Here is a 20408-nt window from a genome sequence, read left to right on the forward strand (position 1 = left end):
ATTAGGCATTCTTCTGTAGTTTTTGACGTTGCTGTTCAATCATTGCCTCTAACTTATCAAGCTGTTGTTCATCTAAATCTTCTGAAATAGAAGAGAAGGCAGCAATGACACTATTCTCATCTTTAGAAACAAAATCATGAGTAACATTTTTGATAAGTTGGCCTATTAATTCATGACGTTCAACTTTGGGGTAGTATTGATAAGCATGGCCGCTTTTCTCTCTGCCAAGTAAATCCTTTTTAAACAATCGCTCTAAAGTACTTTGTATAGTATTTAGTGATCCACCTCTATTTTTTTCAAAATAACTAAATACCTGTTTAGCATCAGCAGGTTGTATTTTCCATAAATATTCTAAAACTTGTTTTTCTAATTCACCGAGTTGCATAGATTTTTTCATCGCTATAAATTCTGGTGTGATATTGACACACTAAAAACCGACAGGCAATCGGTATTTAGTGTTTTTACGGTTATATATTCATATTAACTTTTGGAAATGGTGTCTGTGCTTTGTTTTTTTATTCGGGTAGTTGTTGTGAAATTATTAGTACATAAGTGTTCGTAAATTACCTGCTTTACTTAGCTACAATCCCCCATGGTGAACATTCATTTTACCTAAAAATTGGTATCTCAAAGTATATTGATGCAAATACACGAAATAATTCATTACCTTCAGGATCTAATATACTTAAACAGGAAGTAGCAGAATTGCACCGTTGCTTTCAGGCTGAGCAAATTATATTAAAAGAGGAAAAACAAGAAGGTTTTGTTATACCACCTCTATTGAGATTTCAAGGTTACTCTGAAGTACTTATGCAGTTGCCATTAAAATCAAAAGTTAAACAAGATTATTCTGCACGGCTAAAATCAGCCATTGAAGAAACCAAATATTATGATGAATTCATAAAACTTTAGTGTTTAATGTAAATATATTCGGAAAATATTCGGAAGTGTCAAAAAGGAAAAAGGGCTGCACTTTGTGCAGCCCTTAGAATGTGCCGGTGAGATAGAGATTTGAAGTCTCCTCAAGGTTTAGCGCTACAAACCCAATTATACTGTTTAGTAAATTTAAGACGAAAAAAAACCGCTAATAAATTAGCGGTTTTTTAGAATGTGGCGGTGAGATAGAGATTTGAACTCTAGAAGGGCTACAAACCCTTGCCGGTTTTCAAGACCGGTGCTTTCGACCACTCAGCCATCTCACCTGAAGTTCAAAAGCATTGCTGCTTCAGAACGGGGCGAATAATAAATACTGTGCACAACTTTGTAAAGTGCTAATTAACAATAATGGCCATTTAAATTGATTTTTGTTATCAAGTGCTGAATAAATCATCAAATTATGATTTTTAACGCCCTTTCTTGTTATTTATACTGTCGATAGTTTTTATTTTTCTCAGTACGATTTGTAACAAACGTATGCAACAGTAATTACTTATTCTGCTGCTATAATATGCTATTGCAAATTTTTCCGGAGGTATTGTGCCAACATCTAGTAAATCAGTTGCTGATAGAAGTCTATTAAGCTTAACTTGGCCCATTTTTATTGACCTATTTTTCATTTTTATGATAAATGTTGCCGATGCTTGGTTTTTAAGTCGTATTTCTGATACCGCAGCAGCTTCTATTGGCGCTATTATGCCTATTTTAGGTATTGCGTTTGCGCTTTACAGCACTTTGCATCAAGGTGGCAGTAGTGTTGCCTCGCAACGTATTGGTGCCGGAGATTTACAGAAACTAGCAACAACCTATGGTGTACTATTTGCTATTCTTTTATTTAGTGGCCTTGTTTTAACCATTATCATGCTGACATTTTCGCCTACATTCGCCCAATGGATGGGCTTGTCAGACGATATGGCTGCCATGGCAAGTATTTATTTAAGTACTATTGGTATGGGCACTTGGATATTAGCCATTCGCTTTGCTGCCGCAGGTGTTTTAACGTCTCAAGGCAAAACCCACTGGAATATGTGGTCAACCTTCGTGATGACCATAGTCAATATACTATTTAATTACCTATTAATTGACGGTAAACATGGTTTTCCTGATCTTGGCGTACAAGGTGTTGCCTTAGCCTCAGTCATTGCTTGGCTTGTCAGCTTATGTTTTACTTTATTAATTATTACCAAGCATTTAAAAATTAAAATTGCTTTACCTAAAACTTGGCTGCTATTTAAAAAAGACAGTGCCCCTATTTTAAAAATATCTATGCCGTCAGTGTTAGAGCCAATGTCATGGCAACTCACTCAAATAGTAATGACGGTGATGATAGTCACTATGGGCGAACTTGCTTTAGCCACTCGTATTTATACTTTTAATTTACTTTTTACTGCCATTCTTTATGGTTTCGCTATTAGTGCTGGTGTGCAAATAAAAGTAGCGAATTTTATTGGTGCTAAACGCTTTGATGACGCTCACAAACAACTAATTTTGGGTCTAAAACTGGGTATTGCCGGCGCAATGTTTTTTGTATTTACCTTACTGGCATTTTCTGATCAATTATTTGCGGTTTTTACCAGTAATACTGACATCTGGGCGTTAGGGAAATTAATCTTATTTGTCGCCATTATAGGTGAGTTTGGTCGAAGCTTTAATTTGATTGTGGGTTCGTCATTACGTGCCTCTGGAGATGCACGGTTTATATCAACGTTTGGCTTTGTCATTATGTGGTTTTTCGCCCTACCGCTAGCTTGGCTTTTAGGGCTTCATTTTGCCTATGGCTTGGTTGGTATTTGGTTAGCGACTAGCTTAGATGAATGTATTCGCGGAGTTATTGCTTTTAAACGATGGAATACCGGTATATGGCGCACTAAAGGTGTTTATGTTGAAGAATATCCTGTGCATGAACCTAGCTTAAATGAGCGGATAGACTGCCAAGAAGCTAATGATTGCTTTGAAGTGTTTAATCCTGAGCCAGCGCAACCATTAACTGAGCCAAAAATTTGATAATTGAAGCGTAGACTTACATAAGTGAAGTCTTATAAAAGTAAATGCCAATGCCGTTAATAACATAAAATTAACGGCATTTTTGTTAGCGAAACAGCATACGAACCTCAACTCGGATACCTAACACAAGCCAGTTAGAGTTAAGCTAGAGTAAGCTAGAATTAACTAAAGTGAACTAGTATTTTCCTCTTGTTTGTCTTGTTCTTCTTGTTCTTTAGCTTCTTGTACTTCTTTAGCTGCTAGTTGTTTGGCTTGGTTAATTCTCAACGCTAAATATAAATCAGAATGCACATATATCCCCTCACTGCCTGATTTAATTTCCGCATTGACAAACCACGCCAGTAATTGACGTTTTCTGCCGGCAATTTCAAGGCGTACGCCGCGTTTTTGAAATATAACATTTAAGTCAGCCAACATTGCCATAACACTTAAGTCTAGGTGAGTAAAACACGGTACGGCATCAATAATCACACACTCAATATCATCTTTTTGTCTTGCGTATTGCTCTAACAATCTACGTTTAAAGAAACTCGAGTTAAAGTAGGTTAATGGCGAGTTGAAGCGGTAAATGAAAATTCCGTCTATCGGTTTTGCTTTATCGCTGGTGTCTAAACTTCTAACAACGCCATTTATATCCATACCGAGTATGTGATCGGTTGGACGCATAACTGTGCGAATAAATTGAAATAAACCTAACAATACCGCCAGTGTGATACCAGGAATAACACCAATAAAAAGTACCGCAAATAAAGTTGTTAAGGTTAAGTAAAAGGCTTGCCTGTCTTTTAATCTTAGCTTCCAAACCGATTTTAAGTCTAAAAGATGTACAGAAGCAATGATCAGCACCACGCCCAATGCCGCACTGGGAATAAACTCAAGCGGTGCCGTTAAGAAAATAGCAATAATGGCAATAATAACGGCGGCTATGATAGAGACTAATTGCGTTTTACCCCCATTAGCATCATTTACCGCTGTGCGAGAGTCTGCACCACTCACGGCAAAGCCTTGTGATAAAGCCGAAGCAAAGTTGGCTATGCCCAAAGCCATAAATTCTTTATCAGCATCAATGTCGTAACCATTTTTGGCTGCAAAACTACGCGCGGTTAGCATCATGCTGACAAAGCTCACTATCGCTAGGTTAAGTGCAGGCATGACCAATTCGCGAATAATACCAACGTTAAAGTCAGGTGCTTTAAATAAAGGTAAGCCGCCATCGACAATCCCAATGGTTTTTATGTCAAATTGTTCTAAATTAAAGCCCCAAACTAACATCGCACCAAAAGCAATTGCGAACATAGAAGCTGGCCAAGTGGGTTTTATACGTTTCATCGCAAAATAAATACTCACCGTAAGTAAAGCCATGAGCAGTGTCGGCACATGGGCTTGTGAGAGATATTCAGGCACGCCACCTAAGCGTTCAAGTAGGTATTTTTCATCAAAGGTAAAGCCAAACACTTTTGAGAATTGGCCAACAATAATAGTAATAGCAACACCATTAAGTAGCCCCATTAAAATTGGTTTAGATAAAAAATCGGCTAACACACCAAGTTTAAAGCGGCTGGCAATGATGCACCAAAATCCGGTCATGGCGGTCATGGTGATAACTAATTGCCAATGCTTAACAATATCACCGGCGGCTAAAGGCGTTACTACGGCAGCGATAACCGCACAGGTTGCAGCGTCAGGCCCAACAATTAATTGTTTAGACGTGCCAAATAGCGCATATATGATCATGGGCAACACGCAGGAATAAAGCCCTACAGCAGCATTTACGCCAGTAAGCTGTGCGTAAGCAATTGCAACGGGTAAAGCAACTGCCGCAACTGACAATGCCGCTTTAGCATCATCAGCGAACCATTGGCGCTCATAATTGAATAAAACATTCAGGCCAGGCATGAAAGTATATAAACGGGATAGCAACACTGTTTCCTTACTGAAAATATAATGTCTCAATAATAGGACTAATCATTAAGGAAATATAGCGAATATATACACTAAACAGATGAATTAACTTAATTTAAACAACGGTGAGCTACAACAAACTTTTTTCACTATATTTTAACGAAATTTTAACCATTGTAAGGGGGTATCGTGGCAGTTACGGAGAACACAGGGTGGTAATATTGAAACTTTTTCTTTTAGCTCAACCACTGTTAACAGTAGTTGAGCTGTGACTGAATCAATAAAAACTAAAATTAAAACGCTTCAACTAACTTTTATTCACATTGAAATTTAAAAACAACCATTAATAAGCAATATACTAACGGCTGTTTTTGACCAAAGCATTTAAATACTAGCCTTTAATCGTGTAATAACCTTTCATTGATAACGTGACAGTTACTGGCTGCTGGCTTTTATTTTTCCAATACCAGCCATGTGAGCCTTTAAATGGCGTAGTAAGCGAGCCCTGCATATTATTTGCCGTGGTAATTGAGAAACTTTCAAAATACCCTGTTTTATCGCCTGCAGGTTCACCATGAAAATCAAAATACAGCGCTTCACCATCGGTTTTCCATTGATATTCAACATGCGCATGCTTTTCCATGTTTAATTTATACTCTAGCCCTTTGCCCGCGGGGATAATAATTTCTACAGTATCGGTACGTTGTATATCATTTTGAATACCACGTTCCACGCTAATTTCGGGTGGCTTTTCTGATGCTTCTGCAATCGATGTTAGCCCTAGAGCTTTACCAACTCCTGTTGGGTCTATGTTATATTCTGCCGGTAAAATACAGGTAATAAGCAGCGTTAATGCAACTAAAAGTGCAACCACGCCTGCTTTAATTAACGTGCGGGTAGAATGTACGGGGATATTAAATTCGTTCATGTTAAATCCTAAATGCTTTTTTTATTTGTTGATTTCGTTTATTTTTCTGAACTCTAGTTAGCAATAAATATTAACGTTAACTGATTATATAACCGGTTAATTGCAAACCTAATAGCATAAAGCCAGCACTCATTAAGGCCGTATTCGTTATTGTTGCAAACTTGAGGTAACTGCTATGTCGGCGCCAAAAATTTAAAATGATTAACACCATGGCAAGTGCTAAAAACTGGCCTATTTCAACGCCAACATTGAATGAAATAATGTTACTGACTAGTCCATCACTGGGTAATTGAAACTCTTGAATTTTAGTTGCTAAACCAAAACCGTGAAATAACCCAAACACAGTCACAGCTATTTTAGTATTAGGTTGGCAGTTAAATATGCGTTGAAATCCGCCTAAATTATCAAAACCTTTATAGACCACTGAAAGTCCAATAATAGCGTCAATAATATAAGGATTAATTTCAATGTGACTAAATACGCCATATAGCAAAGTTAAGCTATGGCCAAGCGTAAATAAACTGACATATAGCAGCACGTCTTTACTTCTAAATAAGAAAAACACCACACCAACAAGAAATAATAAATGGTCGTAGCCCGTCAGCATATGTTTAGCGCCAATATAAATAAATGGCAATATGGCAGTACCTTGATTAGCCTCTAAAAACTGCTTTGTTGCGTCGTCAACGCCATGCGCCAATAGGGAAAATGATGCAAAAACTCCGGTAATGATGAGCAGGAAATTTATTGATTTTATTACGGCTGTACTCACTGATTGTTCCTTGGTATTGATAGTTTCATCAACTTATTAATTTATCTTTTATAAACGAGCATTTTTACTAAAAAAAAGCCTGTTAGTAATCTTAAGTTGCTTGTTAAAATTAATCTAAGCTTTATACACTATGCTTACAAGTAAAGGTAATTAAAAGCTGCAGAAAGCACCGCTATTATGTCAACTATATGTGACTATGTTCAAACTAACGCCTCGTGTTGAAGATAAAATCATACTGTTATCGACTTGTGCTGTATATCCTGTCACAAAAATGATAAATAATAACCACACTCTATATTAAGTCTATCAATGCTCATGAACGATACACTGAAAATAATCAGTTTAGTTGATCTCTCTGTTGCTTTTATCCCGGTTATAATCGCGCTTGGTTTTATATATTTATGGTCATTAAATGTAAAACAAGCGAGCTATGCCCTCGCTCGTATGCTTGTTCAGTTATTACTGATTGGTTATGTATTAAGCTACATTTTTTATTCTGATAATGCTTGGCTAATAACGTCCATTTTATTGGCGATGATCAGTGTTTCATGCTGGATAGCACTACGAACACTTCCCTCACAACATAGGCTAAAATTATTCAAACATGGTTTTATCGCCATATTAGTTGGCGGAGGCTTTACTTTATTAATCATAAGCCAAGGGGCGTTATCGTTAACGCCATGGTATAAAGCACAAATTATTATTCCTCTTGGCGGTATGATATTTGCCACCGCAATGAATAGCATCAGTTTATGTGCAGAACGAATTTTTTCTGAATTAAACAATAATAAATCTTATAAAATAGCTCGCCAACAAGCACTTAATGCCGCGACCATTCCCGTTATTAACTCTCTATTTGCTGTGGGTTTAGTCTCAATACCAGGAATGATGACAGGTCAAATATTGTCAGGGGTTTCACCTTTAATTGCCGCTAGATATCAAATAATTGTTATGTGTATGATCTTTGCCTCTGCGATACTTTCGGCAGTCATTTTTTTACTTTTATCTGAAACTACCATGAAAGAAATTATCAAGTATAAAACCAATAGCCAGCCATAACTTATGAGTAGTCAATGATACCCATCACTTTACGTATCAAATGGTACTAATATTTGATTATTGTCTCAATTGGAACTACACTAAAGAGGTTGATGGTTTATAGGACTTATAGATGAATATTTCACATTATCAAAATGAAACTCCGAAAATTAATAGTTCGGTGGCTTTTAAACTGGGTAGCAATATATTAGAGAAATGGCGTTGCAGCGCCAGTGATAAACAAGCGATTCTTGGACTAACAAAGAGTAGTTATTATCGCTTGCAAAATAATGAAAGTGCGACGCTTTCAAATGATCAGTTAGAGCGCATCAGTTATATAGCTAATATTCATCAAGCATTGAAAATGGTTTTCACTAACCCTGATAATATTTATGGTTTTATGGCGATGAAAAATGATAATCCTTACTTTAATGGTAACTCGCCGCTATCACTTATCTCGACGGGGAAATTTGGCACTTTATACGAAGTTTTCAAACGTATAGATGCTATGCGCAATGGTCAGTGGTAACTCGATGAAAGCTACAAAAATATTAAAACTTGTCGATAAGGTCACCTACCGCTTAGTTAATTCTAAATTCCCTCCCATCACACTATTTGATGATGTGATCAATAAAGACGACTTTGAAGCGGTTTACGCTATTCAGGCATTAACCAATCCAAGAATATTAAATGAGCTTGGCAACTTAGCCTTACTTTCAACCAACGAAATTCCCTTTGGCATTGACGGCGTAAATTATGTAACCGCGCCCTTTACCCACATTAATCCTGTTGGCTCACGCTTCAGTGGCGGTGAATTTGGTGTGCTATACCTTGCTGACACCATTAATACCGCTATTAAAGAAACGCTTTACCATCAAGAGAAATATTTTCAAAATGTACAAGGTTTGCATTATGACACGGTAGATATGCGATGCTTAAAAGTAACGTTTAGTGCCGACGTTGTCGACTGCTCAAAGCTTGAAGGCATTAATGATAGTGCTGATTACACGCGACCTAGAAGCCTTGGTGCTGAGCTGAAAAAAAATGGTGAGCAAGGTATTCAATATCTATCGGTCCGAAATGAAGGTTCAACCTGTTGGGGGCTTTTTTCTCCTATTCATGTCTCTACCGCGATCCAAACCAAGCACTTTGAGTTTATATTTGACGGAAAATCAATATCCAAGGTCAGAGAGTTAGTTTGCTCATAATTTTAAAACTAAAAACTCAAAAATCACAAAACTAGATGATAAAAAAATGGCTATGATATACCTCGCAGTAATTCATAACCATTTTCGAGTAAAAGAAAACCTAAGCTACTTTTTCATGTGTGTTAGTTTAATACCAAGTTGATTCATTCACTTGGTATAACTTTAAAATATGAAAACGTGACAGCCAATTAAAAGCTGAAGTCTTCACTGGCTAACGCCATCATTGAATCAACACCACCTTCAATACAAGCCGCATGTCCTTTAGCGCGAGGTAATATTCGTTTAAAGTAAAATTCACAGGTATGTAACTTTGCTTGATAGAAAGCTCTATCTTCAGCGCCACTTTGAAGCTTGTTATGCGCAACTGAAGCCATTTGTGCCCAAAAGTACGCTAAAGTGACGTAACCTGCGAACATTAAATAATCAACCGATGCACCACCAATTTCATCGGCATTACTTTGGGCTTTTTTACCGACCGTTGCCGTAATACTTTGCCACTGCTCAAAGTATGCACTTAAGGTTTGTATTTGTTCAGCCATCGCATTATTACTGGCGTTAGCTTGGCAAAAATCACCAACATCCGCCATGAAAGGTTGTAATATTGCGCCTTTGCTGCCTAAAATTTTACGGGCAAGTAAATCTAATGCTTGAATACCTGTCGTGCCTTCATATAAACAGCTTATTTTGGTATCTCGCATGAGTTGTTCCATGCCCCACTCTTTTATAAAGCCGTGGCCGCCAAATATTTGTACCCCGTGACTAGTACATTCAAATCCTAGCTCACTCAACAACGCTTTTGCTATCGGTGTTAATAAAGCGAGCTTTGTTTCCGCATTAACGACTTTAATTTTGTCTTTTTCAGCATGTGTTATATCAACTAACTGTGATAAATAACCGATAAGTGCCCGACCACCTTCAGTAATTGACTTCTGGGTCAGTAACATTCTGCGAACGTCGGGGTGAACAATAATAGGATCTGCAGGACCATTTGGGTTTTTAATCCCGCTAATTGACCGCATTTGTAAACGATCTTTGGCATAAGCCAATGCACCTTGAAAAGAGGCCTCTGCTGCTGCGGTACCTTCTAACGCCACACCTAATCGCGCTGAATTCATAAAGGTGAACATACAGTTTAAGCCGCGGTTAACTTCACCAATTAAATAGCCTTTTGCATTGTCAAAATTAATCACACATGTCGCATTCGCGTTAATACCCATTTTGTGTTCAATTGAGCCACAGCTAACACCATTTCTATCGGCTATTGTGCCGTCATCATTGACATTAAACTTAGGGACAATAAAAAGTGAAATCCCTTTACTGCCTTCAGGTGAGCCTGGAATACGAGCAATAACAATATGAACAATGTTGTCAGATAAGTCATGTTCACCAGCAGAGATAAATATTTTTGAGCCTGTTAATGAATAACTACCATCAGCACTTAACTCGGCTTTTGTGCGCAACATGCCGAGGTCAGTACCGCAATGTGCTTCGGTTAAACACATGGTGCCAGTCCAAGTACCTTCAACTAGGTTTGGCATAAATTGTTGTTTTTGTATTTCAGTACCATGGGCTTCAATGGTTGCTAAGGCGCCATGACTTAAACCTGGATACATAGAAAAACTATGGTTAGCTGCTGACATCATTTCACTGATCGCACTATTGAGTGAATGTGGTAACCCTTGGCCGCCAAATTCTACACTTTGTGCCAATGTAGGCCAGCCACCCTCTACATACTGTTGATAAGCATCTTTAAAACCGTCTGGTGTTGTAACCACCCCATCGGTCCAAGTACAACCCTGCTGGTCGCCAATCTGATTAATTGGTGCAATAACCTGTTCGGTAAATTTGGCGGCTTCTGTGAGAATAGCGTTTACCATGTCTTCACTGGCATCATTGTAGCCAAGGTGTTGGTAATGTTTATCGCAGTCTAACAACTCTTGCATAACAAATTTTATATCTCTTATGGGGGCTTTATACTCAGGCATTAATTTATTCTCCAAACTCTTATTAGACTATTATTAGACTATTCATGGCGGTTACTTGAATTGTATGTTTTCTATGCTAAATACAAAGAAGATATAAAACAAATGAATATTTTTAATCATTACCTATTCAAATTTCGTATACATGACGGTAAATACCGCTTTGTTAAACTGACTTAACATAAAACCTCTGCTATTTGCCGCAAGCTCTATTCGTGATCTGCATTCCTAGGCTATTTTGTACCCAGTATTTGCGTTCTCAAAGCACTACTATGTTTTATGGGAATACAGCTTCATTATAATTATTCATTGGTTTTATAAAACTATTGGCTTTAACATAATTTATGCGTGCTTATATTAGTAAGCAAATGTAGATTTTTAATTAATTTATCTATTTGAAACGACCTTAAAGGATACCTTATGTCAGTAATTGCCTTGTTAGAAGAACGATATTCTACGCGTGCTTTTTTAAGTAAACCTGTTAGACATGAATTACTTGAAGCTATTTTTAAACAAGCACAACAATCACCATCAAACTGTAATGTGCAACCTTGGCAAACATATGTAGTTTCAGGTGATAAAAAAGAGCAATTAAAAAATGACTTAACCGCTACAGTAATGAAAGGTAAAGCACCTAACCCTGACTTTAACTGGTTACCTAAATACGAAGGTATTCACCGTGATCGTCAATTTGGTTCCGCTAATGCACTTTATAGCGCTATCGGTGTAACACGAGACGATAAAAAAGGCCGACAAATGGCAATGATTCGAAATTGGCAGTTTTTTGATGCGCCACACGTTGCCTTTTTCACCATGGATAAATATTTAGATATTATGGGCGCAGTAGATTTAGGTATTTATGCACAAACCTTGTCGTTAATTTTAGCAGAGCATGGACTGTCATGTTGTATGCAAGGTGCCTTAGGACAATTCCCTGACCCGATAAAAAAAGCGCTAAATTTACCAGAGCAGCGTGGTATTTTATTTGGTATGTCTTTTGGTTATGCCGATGAAAGTGCAGCAGTAAATAGCACAAGAACTGACCGAGAAAATATCAATAATGCGGTTAGTTTTTTAAGTTAAATTTTTTAAAATAGCCTTATCATTTTAACGCTAAATTTAAGGTGGTATTACTGGCATAACCTATACAATGTCGACGTGAAGGTTATGCCGTAAAGCTTTCTTCTTCAATCGACAATGCATAGGCCTTGTATTTCATATCAGACTCAACAATATGTTTAGTAAACCAAGCATAAATAACCAATGCCATTTTATGCTGCACTTCAATGTTATAGTCATCAAGCTTATTCAGAAACACTACAAGCTTTTCTTTTAGCTCAATATGCTCAGTTATATGCTCTTGGGTACCTGGGTAATTTATTTGTCTTAATAAATTTTCTTCTGAATCAAATTGCAAATCAATGTATGAAGATAAATGTTGCAATAGCATAACAGCAGACTGCTTATTGTCTTTATGATATAAATCATTGAGCATGGTAAATATCATCTTATGTTGCTCATCAATTTGTTTATTACCTACTTGGTAAATAGGTAGCCATTCGATAATATTTTTAACTTGTTTTTCTTGGTATTTAAGTATTTCAGTTGGCGATTTTATCGCTTTAGTAATACTTTTTAATATGGCACTTTTCTTTGAAGGTTTGATTAAATAACCATTAAGCCTAAATGGAATCCAGCGTTTAATCGCTTCTCTGTTTCGATATTGTATATACGCCACTACAGGGACTTGATTACCTGCTTGGCGAACAATTTTAGTGACTTCGATACCGTTTAACGTTGGTAAGTCATAAGCTAAAAGCACCACATCGGGTTTAAAGTCTTTAATCTTTTCTAACGCTAATTTACCGTCATTTACTAAAGCATATTTAAATACCGTACCAGAGAATATTTTATCTATAACATGAGTAAACATGTCTGATGGTTCCGCTATAAGTACTTTGTAGCAAGCAGTTTGTGTTTGCTCAGTGTTACTGTCAACATCTGCTATGAGTAGCTCGGTATTCACCCCCATAACACTTTTAATATCATGTTGATTACTCTCTATGATATTTTCTTTAAGCTCCTGATTATTAGCTTTTAATTCTTGTAATTGATCAACGATATTTTGTATATTGCTAGAAACGTTTTCGTTCATTTGCTCTAAAGATAAGCCGATAATATTCTGTAATACCGCTTTTGTTTGGTCATTATCTAAAGCGCTATTGGTCGCGGAAATAATATTTTTTTCACATTCATTCACTTGAGATATAAAAGACTTTTTAAGTGCTACTCCGTGCTGTATACATGATGCAAGTTCATCTTCGCCTTCAATAACAAGTTGCTCTAAACTTTCATTATTTCGACTTTCAATTAATTTTAATTCTTTTAACAAAACCAGCTTTAACCGATATGGCTCATTTAAGGGATTAATAATGGCGTAATCGTCAAACAAACCATTTTCACAAGCTAAATAGGCACGAAAAGTTTCTCGGTTGTTGATCAACAATATTGCACTATGTGGCGCGATGTTTTGTTCATATTCTTCAAGGTAATTTATATAGAATTCAATAGTGCTTTTGACATTATTTGATGACAACAATAAAACTTTTGGTTTCATCGCCGTTAAGCTATTTAATTTTTTTGGATTAAATTTATAAGCTTTAAAATCGAGGTCTAATTCAGAAATTTGCTGTATTGCCGGCTCAACACTATCCCGCTCTTGGTATATCATGACAATGTCGGGATGGCTGGATGTTTTCACTGATTTCATGCGTAAATACTCTCTTTTGTGCTATTTATACATTCAAGTTAATTAGCTGCAGCTACTTATATTCGATGGACTTACGTAAAGTAACCTTTTATTTCTACGCTGATGTACAGCCTTAAACTCTCAATCTTTCTTTAGGTAAATACGCTGTGATATATAAAGCTTATACTTAGATAATAGAATAGTTTCTTTAAAAATAACAACACATTCAGTTAATTACCAATAGTAGCGTGTAGACACAAGTGGTAAAACCAGTGCAAGATAGAAATACAAGCTTTACAGTACAGATGAATTTTCAAATAACTCTCTATTTTTTAACAAATGTACATATTTTACTGGTGATCATTTCAGTGTCACTGATATTATGATGTAGATTATATTAAAATTTCGTAAACAGTTTAGGCTCATGGTAATCGTTAAATAACCAACGCCTTTATTACAAAATTGAAAACATTCTGGAAATGGCTCGCCTATCTTAAAGCACTAGTTTTGCTTAAATGGCGATTTTATTTACATAAAAAAACAATAGGAATAATCGTGGAATTAGTCGATTTAGAAATTAATGAAAAAATTGCAACTATCACTTTAAAAAATGGCAAAGTAAATGCTATTTCTCACCAAGTGATCAACGAATTAAATGACGCTTTAGATCAAGCAGAGTCTGCGGGCGCCGTAGTTATATTAACGGGTCAAACAGGCATGTTTTCTGCAGGCTTTGACCTAAAAACGATGACAGCAAGTTCAGAATCCGCGGTAGCATTAGTTACAGCAGGTTCTATTTTATCTCGTCGTATGTTGTCATTTCCATTTCCAATTATTGGCGCTTGTACCGGCCATGCTATTGCTAAAGGCGCATTTTTGTTACTCAGCTGCGATCATCGAATTGGCAGTTTAGGTAAATTTAAAATCGGCTTAAATGAAGTCACTATTGGCATGACTATGCACCAAGCAGGTATTGAAATAGCACGTAACCGCTTACCGAGTAACTATTTAACGCGTTCAGTAATTAACGCCGAATTATTCTCGCCAGAAACAGCGGTTGCTGCAGGGTTTTTAGACACATTAGTTGAACCAGAAGAATTATTAGCAACAGCTAAAGCCCTTGCTACTCATATGCAAACATTGAATATGAAAGCGCATCACGGTACTAAATTGAAAGAAAGAAAAGAGATTTTAGCGGCGCTAGATGCGGCAATCGAACTTGATGCAGCGATGGTTATTTCTTTATAGATTTTTAATCAGCGTTTATATTTCTTACATGTATATGTATATGTATATGTGGCACGTGTTAACCCGTGCCACATATTATTTATTTCAAAGATTCTTTTCTAAGTATATATCTTCCAGCCCTTAACTAATTTCTTTAATGGCTCGACCAATACCATCAACCGTTAATGGAAACATTCTATCGCCGATTAAGCTTTTAATAATTGATATTGAATGATAATAATCCCATTGGTTTTCTGGTTGAGGGTTTAACCATGCAACTTTATTGAAATGGCCCAAAATTCGATGCATATAATCTACCCCGGGTTTTTCATTCCAGTGCTCAACACTGCCGCCAGGTGCTACTATTTCATAAGGCCCCATCGTGGCGTCACCGACAAAAATGACTTTATAATCGCTACCGAAAGTTCTTATTATTTCCTCTAAATCAACCGTGTCATGGCGTCGACGACTGTTGTCTTTCCATAAACGTTCGTAAACACAATTGTGAAAATAGAAAAATTCAAGATGTTTAAATTCGGTGTGAGCTGCAGAAAACAGCTCTTCACAGGTATGAATGTATTCATCCATAGAGCCACCAATATCAAAAAACATTAAGACTTTTACAGAATTATGGCGCTCAGGCTCCATGTGTACATCAAGTAAGCCACCATTTTTTGCAGTAGAGCGAATGGTCGTGTTGATATCAAGCTTCTCACTTGCCCCCGTTCGGGCAAACTTTCTCAGTTTTTTAAGTGCTAGTTTTATATTGCGTGTACCTAGCTCTCTATCTTGATCGAAGTTTTTAAACTCTCGCTTATCCCACACTTTTACCGCGCGATTATTTCGATTGCCGTCTTGGCCAACACGAATGCCTTCTGGATTATAACCATAAGCGCCAAACGGTGATTTGCCGCCAGTACCAACCCATTTACTGCCACCTTCGTGTCGTTTCTCTTGTTCTGCAAGACGCTCTTTTAACGTTTTCATTAATTCGTCAAGACCGCCTAGCGCTTTTAACTTGTCTTTTTCTTCCTGACTAAGCTCGTTTTCAAACTTCTTTCTGAGCCATTCTTCAGGAATAACGTTATCGAAAATGTCAATTTTTTGCACACCATCAAAGTATTCAGCGAAAGCTCCATCAAATTTGTCGTAATGAATTTCGTCTTTAACCATGACTATTTTTGCTAAATGATAGAAGGCTTCAACATCGGCAAACACAACCCCTTTTTTTAATAACGCAATCAGATCCAGTAACTCACGTAAACTTACCGGAACTTTGTGTTTTCTCAGGGTTAAAAATAAATCTATAAACACGTTTATTACCTGTTTCTGCGACTAATAAAGGCAAGTTTTTCAAGTAAGGTCACATCTTGCTCATTTTTAAGTAAAGCACCAAATAAAGGAATTATGTCTGACTTTTTATTAATTAATACGTCTTGAGCGACGTCGTCGGCAACCAGCAGTTTTAGCCAATCAATCAACTCTGACGTTGAAGGCTTTTTCTTAATCCCTTGCAAGTCTCTAAGATTAAAAAACACTTCTAATGTATGCGCGAGTAAGTCTTGCTTCACATCAGGATGGTGAACAGCAATAATTTGCTCCATCTCGGCTTTTGTCGGAAATTTAATGTAATGAAAGAAACAGCGACGTAAAAAGGCATCAGGCAGCTCTTTTTCATTATTTGAGGTAATAATGATAATTGGACGTTGTTTGGCCTTGATCACTTGTTGAGTTTCATAAACAAAAAACTCCATTTTATCAAGCTCTTGCAATAAATCGTTGGGAAATTCAATATCAGCTTTGTCTATTTCATCAATTAACAGTATCGGGCGTTGTTCTTCCTCAAAGGCCTGCCAAAGCTTACCTTTAATAATGTAATTGGAAATATCATTAACTTTTTCATCGCCTAATTGACTATCTCTTAACCGTGACACCGCGTCATATTCGTAAAGACCCTGCTGTGCTTTTGTAGTCGATTTAATATGCCATTGGTATAGTTTACAATTAAGTGATTTTGCTAATTCTTCAGCAAGTTGGGTTTTACCTGTACCCGGTTCGCCTTTGATCAATAGTGGTTTTTCTAAAGTAATTGCCGCGTTAACTGCTAAGCGAAGTTCGTCTGATGCAATATAATTTTCTGTACTTTTAAACATGTATTTACCTATAAAAAATGATGCCCGGTATTTATCAACTGGGTATTATTAGTCATCAATATAAATTGATTGATGATTTATTAATTTATTCAACTAGAAATTTTCCAGTCGATTATTATGCTACGTAGCAATTTTATCACTACGGGGGTGCTGTTAAGTACCGTATTTCTTGTTATAAAACCTTCCCGATTAACATCCGCTAAAGCAATAATACCGACACCCGATTAATTTACTGCTTCCGAGATATGAATGTCTTTTTGATCATGGCCCGACTGTTGCGGCATGTTGAGAGATTTCATTTGAAGTACTGTATCGCATTACAACTAGTTTAGTTTCCTTGACGTTACGTTACAACGTCTGTTCAAACCATTCTTTTAGTTTACGCTATAACCTAGATTTAACATTGACTGGCTATAGCGTATATTTTCTCATAGATAATTAAAGGAAATCTAAAGTTTAACGATTAACTTACCTTTATTTTTCCCGGTAAAAAACAAGTTCAGTCCGGTAATTGCAGATTCCAGTCCTTCTAAAACATGGGCACGATGTTTAATTTTTCCTTGCATCACATAAGGTGTAAGTTTTTCTAATAACGCTGGAATTTCACCAAAATGATCTGGCATGGTAAAACCTTGTATAGTTAAGCGCTTTTTGATGATGTTAATCCAACTTGGTGCTAAATCGGGTACTTCTTTCGAATAATCAGCGATCATGCCACAAACGGCAATACGACCATGGGCATTCATTCTTTCATATACATGGTGCTGTATAGCTCCGCCAGTATTTTCAAAGTAAACGTCAATACCATTTGGCGTTAATGCCGCTAATTTTTCGGCTAAATTATCTGTTTTATAATTAACCGCGCCATCAAAGCCTAATTCATTAATAATCCAATCGGCTTTCTCATCACTTCCCACAATACCAATAACGGTTAAGCCATCGGCTTTAGCTAACTGACCCACAATTGAGCCGACTGAGCCCGCAGCACCCGAAACAACCAGTGTTTCACCGCTTTTTGGCTTACCAATACTGTATAAACCCTGTGTGGCCGTTAAACCTGGTAGAGCGAATACCGATAGTATGGCTTCATCCGGTAATGGTGCAGCTACTTTATTTAAGCCGGCACCGTCAGATAAATAATATTGTGTCCAGCCCATTAAACCCATCACCCGATCGCCCACTTGAAAGCCTTCATGGTTACTCTCTACAACTTCACCAATGCCTGAGCTACGCATAACATCACCTAATGCAACGGGCGGAATATAACTTTCTGTATCAGGGCTCATCCAACCAAACATCGCAGGATCAAGTGACATATGGTTTTGTTTAACTAAAAATTGCCCTTTGCCAATACTTGGCAGCTCTTTTTCAACTATTTCAAAAAGTTCTGGACCAATTGGGCCGCCAGTTGGACGAGCGATTAAATTAATTGCAGTATAAGTAGTCATTATTTATCTCTTTGTTGTTTTCTTTATCCAATAAAAAAGGTTAATGAACATTGCTTAATGAACATTGCTTAATGAACATTACTTAATAAATAAAACCTAATAATCAAGCCGAGTAAAACAGCACTTGATCACCAAGCTTTAAAATTAGATAAAGAAATTGTTAATCTTAAAAGCCAATATTGGCAAATAGTTGCAGTTAAACTGCTTATTTTCGTAATTCTTTTCTCAATACTTTACCCACATTGGTTTTTGGTAAATCATCCATAAACTCAACAAATTTTGGACATTTATAATTAGTCAGCAATTTATGACAGTGATCGAAAATATCTTTTTCGGTTAAGTTTGGATCTTTTTTAACAATGAACACTTTTACCGCTTCACCGGTAGCATCATGTTTGACACCAATGGCCGCGGCTTCAAGTACACCAGCATGCATCACAAGCACTTCTTCTATTTCATTCGGAAAAACGTTAAAGCCCGAGACGATGATCATATCTTTTTTACGATCTACAATGTTGAAAAAGCCATTTTCATCCATGGTGGCAATATCGCCGGTTGCTAACCAACCGTCTTTTAATACTTCATCGGTGGCGTCTTGGCGATTGTAATAACCTTTCATTACTTGTGGGCCTTTAACCCACATTTCACCGGGTTGGCCTAATGTGACTTCTTCACCATCATCACCAATTAAACGAATATCTGTTGAGGGAGCAGGAAGCCCTATTGAACCATTGTAACTTTCCTGGTTGTAAGGACTCATGGTCACTAATGGTGCACATTCCGTTAAACCATAACCTTCCAATAAACGTGTACCTGTCACTTTTTCCCATAATTCAGCCACAGGACGCTGCACTGACATACCGCCAGCAAAACCAAGTTTTAATGGACTAAAGTCAAGTTTATCAAAGCCTGGGGTATGTAATAAGCCATTAAATAAGGTGTTAACGCCGGTTATGGCAGTGAAAGGATATTTAGCGAGCTCTTTAACAAAACCGGGCATATCTCTAGGATTAGTAATTAACAGGTTAGTACCACCAAAAGGCAGAAAACACAGGCAGTTAGAGGTTAGCGCAAAGATATGATAAAGCGGTAAAGCGGTTACCATAATTTCTTTGCCGACTTCATAGACATTTTTAGTAGCTGCGTTAGATTGTTCTACATTCGCGATCATATTGCGGTGCGTTAACATCGCCCCTTTTGAAGGACCCGTTGTACCACCGGTATACTGTAAAAAAGCGAGATCAGAGCCCACAATTTTAACGGGGTTAAAGTTAAGTGTTGCGCCACTAGCCATAGCATTATTAAATGTTACTGCATTTGATAAGTTATACGCTGGTACTTGTTTTTTTACGTACTTGAGTACTAAGTTGACCATCAAGCCTTTAACTTTGCTTAGTCGGTCACCAACACCGGTAACAATAACGTGTTCTACGTCAGTTTTATCAATAACCGCTTCCAGTACGTGCGCAAAATTGGTCAGAATAAGAATGGATTTTGTGCCAGAATTCTTTAATTGATGTTCTAACTCACGCGCTGTGTAGAGCGGATTTACATTTACCACGGTTAAACCGGCAATAAGGGCACCAAATAATGCCACTGGGTATTGCAAAAGATTCGGGATCATAATGGCAAATTTATCGCCTTTTACTAAGCCTAAACCTTGTTGTAAATAAGCCGCGAAGTCAGTCGCTTGTTGCTCTAATTCTTGATAGGAAATACTGGCACCCATATTAATAAATGCCGTATTGTGCTCGTAAAGCTTAGTGTATTTTAAAAATAAATCCGCCAAAGAAATATATTTGTCTGGGTCTATTTCCCATTCAACACCTGGTGGATAACTCTTCTCAAGCCAAATTTTTTCCATCGTATATCTCCCCAATTATTCATTTTTAAGTAACTTTTTTATTAATATCACTCTCATCCAATATCTGTGCAATCTTTCTGGTTGAAATAATCCATAATAGTGTTATTTATTAAATCAGAATAGCTACATAATTTCGCTTATTAGACAATGCATTAGCATATTGTCCTGAACAACACTTTAGTATAATAAATGCCTTA

At 37.0% G+C, this 20408-nt stretch carries 17 protein-coding genes and 1 tRNA gene; 7 read left to right on the plus strand and 11 right to left on the minus strand.

Features of this window, described 5'->3' with window-relative positions; all coding sequences use genetic code 11:
• Position 1 precedes the first annotated feature (1 nt).
• Positions 2-385 carry a BlaI/MecI/CopY family transcriptional regulator gene (locus B5D82_RS17840; protein ID WP_081154602.1) on the minus strand — a complete coding sequence of 128 codons (384 nt, stop codon included), beginning with the start codon at positions 383-385 and terminating at the stop codon, positions 2-4.
• A gap of 167 nt (positions 386-552) precedes the next feature.
• Between B5D82_RS17840 and B5D82_RS17845 the strand changes: the two genes are divergently transcribed.
• A complete protein-coding gene (locus B5D82_RS17845; protein WP_081153536.1) occupies positions 553-912 on the plus strand; it encodes a hypothetical protein in 360 nt (119 codons plus the stop codon).
• Between the two features lie 199 nt (positions 913-1111).
• Here the strand turns inward: B5D82_RS17845 and B5D82_RS17850 are convergent.
• A tRNA-Ser gene (locus B5D82_RS17850) sits at positions 1112-1202 on the minus strand.
• Positions 1203-1476: 274 nt separating this feature from the next.
• Here B5D82_RS17850 and B5D82_RS17855 point away from each other — a divergent pair.
• On the plus strand, positions 1477-2940 hold the full coding sequence (locus B5D82_RS17855) for an MATE family efflux transporter (RefSeq protein ID WP_081153541.1): 1464 nt from the start codon (positions 1477-1479) through the stop codon (positions 2938-2940).
• 165 nt (positions 2941-3105) lie between these two features.
• Here the strand turns inward: B5D82_RS17855 and B5D82_RS17860 are convergent, their stop codons facing one another.
• From B5D82_RS17860 to B5D82_RS17870, 3 genes are all read right to left on the minus strand, one after another.
• On the minus strand, positions 3106-4860 hold the full coding sequence (locus tag B5D82_RS17860; RefSeq protein ID WP_172820656.1) for a SulP family inorganic anion transporter: 1755 nt from the start codon (positions 4858-4860) through the stop codon (positions 3106-3108).
• 373 nt (positions 4861-5233) lie between these two features.
• Positions 5234-5770, minus strand: a complete 537-nt coding sequence (locus B5D82_RS17865) for a hypothetical protein (protein WP_081153550.1) — start codon at positions 5768-5770, stop codon at positions 5234-5236.
• A gap of 76 nt (positions 5771-5846) precedes the next feature.
• A complete protein-coding gene (locus tag B5D82_RS17870; protein WP_081153556.1) occupies positions 5847-6542 on the minus strand; it encodes a HupE/UreJ family protein in 696 nt (231 codons plus the stop codon).
• 315 nt (positions 6543-6857) lie between these two features.
• Here B5D82_RS17870 and B5D82_RS17875 point away from each other — a divergent pair, with 315 nt between their 5' ends.
• From B5D82_RS17875 to B5D82_RS17885, 3 genes are all read left to right on the plus strand, one after another.
• Entirely contained in the window at positions 6858-7601 is a 744-nt protein-coding gene (locus B5D82_RS17875) for an ABC transporter permease (protein ID WP_081154603.1), read from the plus strand.
• Between the two features lie 112 nt (positions 7602-7713).
• Positions 7714-8109 (plus strand): antitoxin Xre-like helix-turn-helix domain-containing protein, encoded by a 396-nt coding sequence (locus tag B5D82_RS17880; RefSeq protein WP_081153559.1) that lies wholly within the window; start codon positions 7714-7716, stop codon positions 8107-8109.
• Between the two features lie 4 nt (positions 8110-8113).
• Positions 8114-8788: an RES family NAD+ phosphorylase gene (locus B5D82_RS17885; RefSeq protein ID WP_245807512.1), complete on the plus strand. Its 675-nt coding sequence runs from the start codon at positions 8114-8116 to the stop codon at positions 8786-8788.
• Positions 8789-8976: 188 nt separating this feature from the next.
• Here the strand turns inward: B5D82_RS17885 and B5D82_RS17890 are convergent, their stop codons facing one another.
• A complete protein-coding gene (locus tag B5D82_RS17890; RefSeq protein ID WP_081153564.1) occupies positions 8977-10773 on the minus strand; it encodes an acyl-CoA dehydrogenase C-terminal domain-containing protein in 1797 nt (598 codons plus the stop codon).
• Positions 10774-11190: 417 nt separating this feature from the next.
• Between B5D82_RS17890 and B5D82_RS17895 the strand changes: the two genes are divergently transcribed.
• Positions 11191-11853, plus strand: coding sequence for a nitroreductase family protein (locus B5D82_RS17895; protein ID WP_081153566.1), 663 nt, complete (start codon positions 11191-11193; stop codon positions 11851-11853).
• Between the two features lie 82 nt (positions 11854-11935).
• Here the strand turns inward: B5D82_RS17895 and B5D82_RS17900 are convergent, their stop codons facing one another.
• Positions 11936-13540 (minus strand): hemerythrin domain-containing protein, encoded by a 1605-nt coding sequence (locus B5D82_RS17900; protein ID WP_081153568.1) that lies wholly within the window; start codon positions 13538-13540, stop codon positions 11936-11938.
• A 531-nt stretch (positions 13541-14071) separates the two neighbouring features.
• Here B5D82_RS17900 and B5D82_RS17905 point away from each other — a divergent pair.
• On the plus strand, positions 14072-14767 hold the full coding sequence (locus B5D82_RS17905; RefSeq protein WP_081154605.1) for a crotonase/enoyl-CoA hydratase family protein: 696 nt from the start codon (positions 14072-14074) through the stop codon (positions 14765-14767).
• Between the two features lie 120 nt (positions 14768-14887).
• Here the strand turns inward: B5D82_RS17905 and B5D82_RS17910 are convergent, their stop codons facing one another.
• The 4 genes from B5D82_RS17910 to B5D82_RS17925 form a co-directional block, all read right to left on the minus strand.
• Positions 14888-16060 carry a vWA domain-containing protein gene (locus B5D82_RS17910; protein ID WP_081153571.1) on the minus strand — a complete coding sequence of 391 codons (1173 nt, stop codon included), beginning with the start codon at positions 16058-16060 and terminating at the stop codon, positions 14888-14890.
• A 5-nt stretch (positions 16061-16065) separates the two neighbouring features.
• Entirely contained in the window at positions 16066-16899 is an 834-nt protein-coding gene (locus B5D82_RS17915) for an AAA family ATPase (RefSeq protein WP_081153573.1), read from the minus strand.
• Positions 16900-17348: 449 nt separating this feature from the next.
• Positions 17349-18347: an NADP-dependent oxidoreductase gene (locus B5D82_RS17920; protein WP_081153575.1), complete on the minus strand. Its 999-nt coding sequence runs from the start codon at positions 18345-18347 to the stop codon at positions 17349-17351.
• Positions 18348-18552: 205 nt separating this feature from the next.
• Positions 18553-20211: an AMP-binding protein gene (locus tag B5D82_RS17925; RefSeq protein WP_081153578.1), complete on the minus strand. Its 1659-nt coding sequence runs from the start codon at positions 20209-20211 to the stop codon at positions 18553-18555.
• Positions 20212-20408 lie beyond the last annotated feature (197 nt).

Source organism: Cognaticolwellia beringensis (assembly GCF_002076895.1).
Taxonomy (GTDB): Bacteria; Pseudomonadota; Gammaproteobacteria; order Enterobacterales; family Alteromonadaceae; genus Cognaticolwellia; species Cognaticolwellia beringensis.

What these genes read in the sequence shown, in the direction of transcription:
- B5D82_RS17840 (WP_081154602.1), bottom strand. Translation starts at nt 385, where the DNA reads ATGCAACTCGGTGAATTAGAAAAACAAGTTTTAGAATATTTATGGAAA.
- B5D82_RS17865 (WP_081153550.1), bottom strand. Translation starts at nt 5,770, where the DNA reads ATGAACGAATTTAATATCCCCGTACATTCTACCCGCACGTTAATTAAA.
- B5D82_RS17875 (WP_081154603.1), top strand. Translation starts at nt 6,858, where the DNA reads ATGAACGATACACTGAAAATAATCAGTTTAGTTGATCTCTCTGTTGCT.
- B5D82_RS17880 (WP_081153559.1), top strand. Translation starts at nt 7,714, where the DNA reads ATGAATATTTCACATTATCAAAATGAAACTCCGAAAATTAATAGTTCG.
- B5D82_RS17885 (WP_245807512.1), top strand. Translation starts at nt 8,114, where the DNA reads ATGAAAGCTACAAAAATATTAAAACTTGTCGATAAGGTCACCTACCGC.
- B5D82_RS17890 (WP_081153564.1), bottom strand. Translation starts at nt 10,773, where the DNA reads ATGCCTGAGTATAAAGCCCCCATAAGAGATATAAAATTTGTTATGCAA.
- B5D82_RS17895 (WP_081153566.1), top strand. Translation starts at nt 11,191, where the DNA reads ATGTCAGTAATTGCCTTGTTAGAAGAACGATATTCTACGCGTGCTTTT.
- B5D82_RS17900 (WP_081153568.1), bottom strand. Translation starts at nt 13,540, where the DNA reads ATGAAATCAGTGAAAACATCCAGCCATCCCGACATTGTCATGATATAC.
- B5D82_RS17915 (WP_081153573.1), bottom strand. Translation starts at nt 16,899, where the DNA reads ATGTTTAAAAGTACAGAAAATTATATTGCATCAGACGAACTTCGCTTA.
- B5D82_RS17920 (WP_081153575.1), bottom strand. Translation starts at nt 18,347, where the DNA reads ATGACTACTTATACTGCAATTAATTTAATCGCTCGTCCAACTGGCGGC.
- B5D82_RS17925 (WP_081153578.1), bottom strand. Translation starts at nt 20,211, where the DNA reads ATGGAAAAAATTTGGCTTGAGAAGAGTTATCCACCAGGTGTTGAATGG.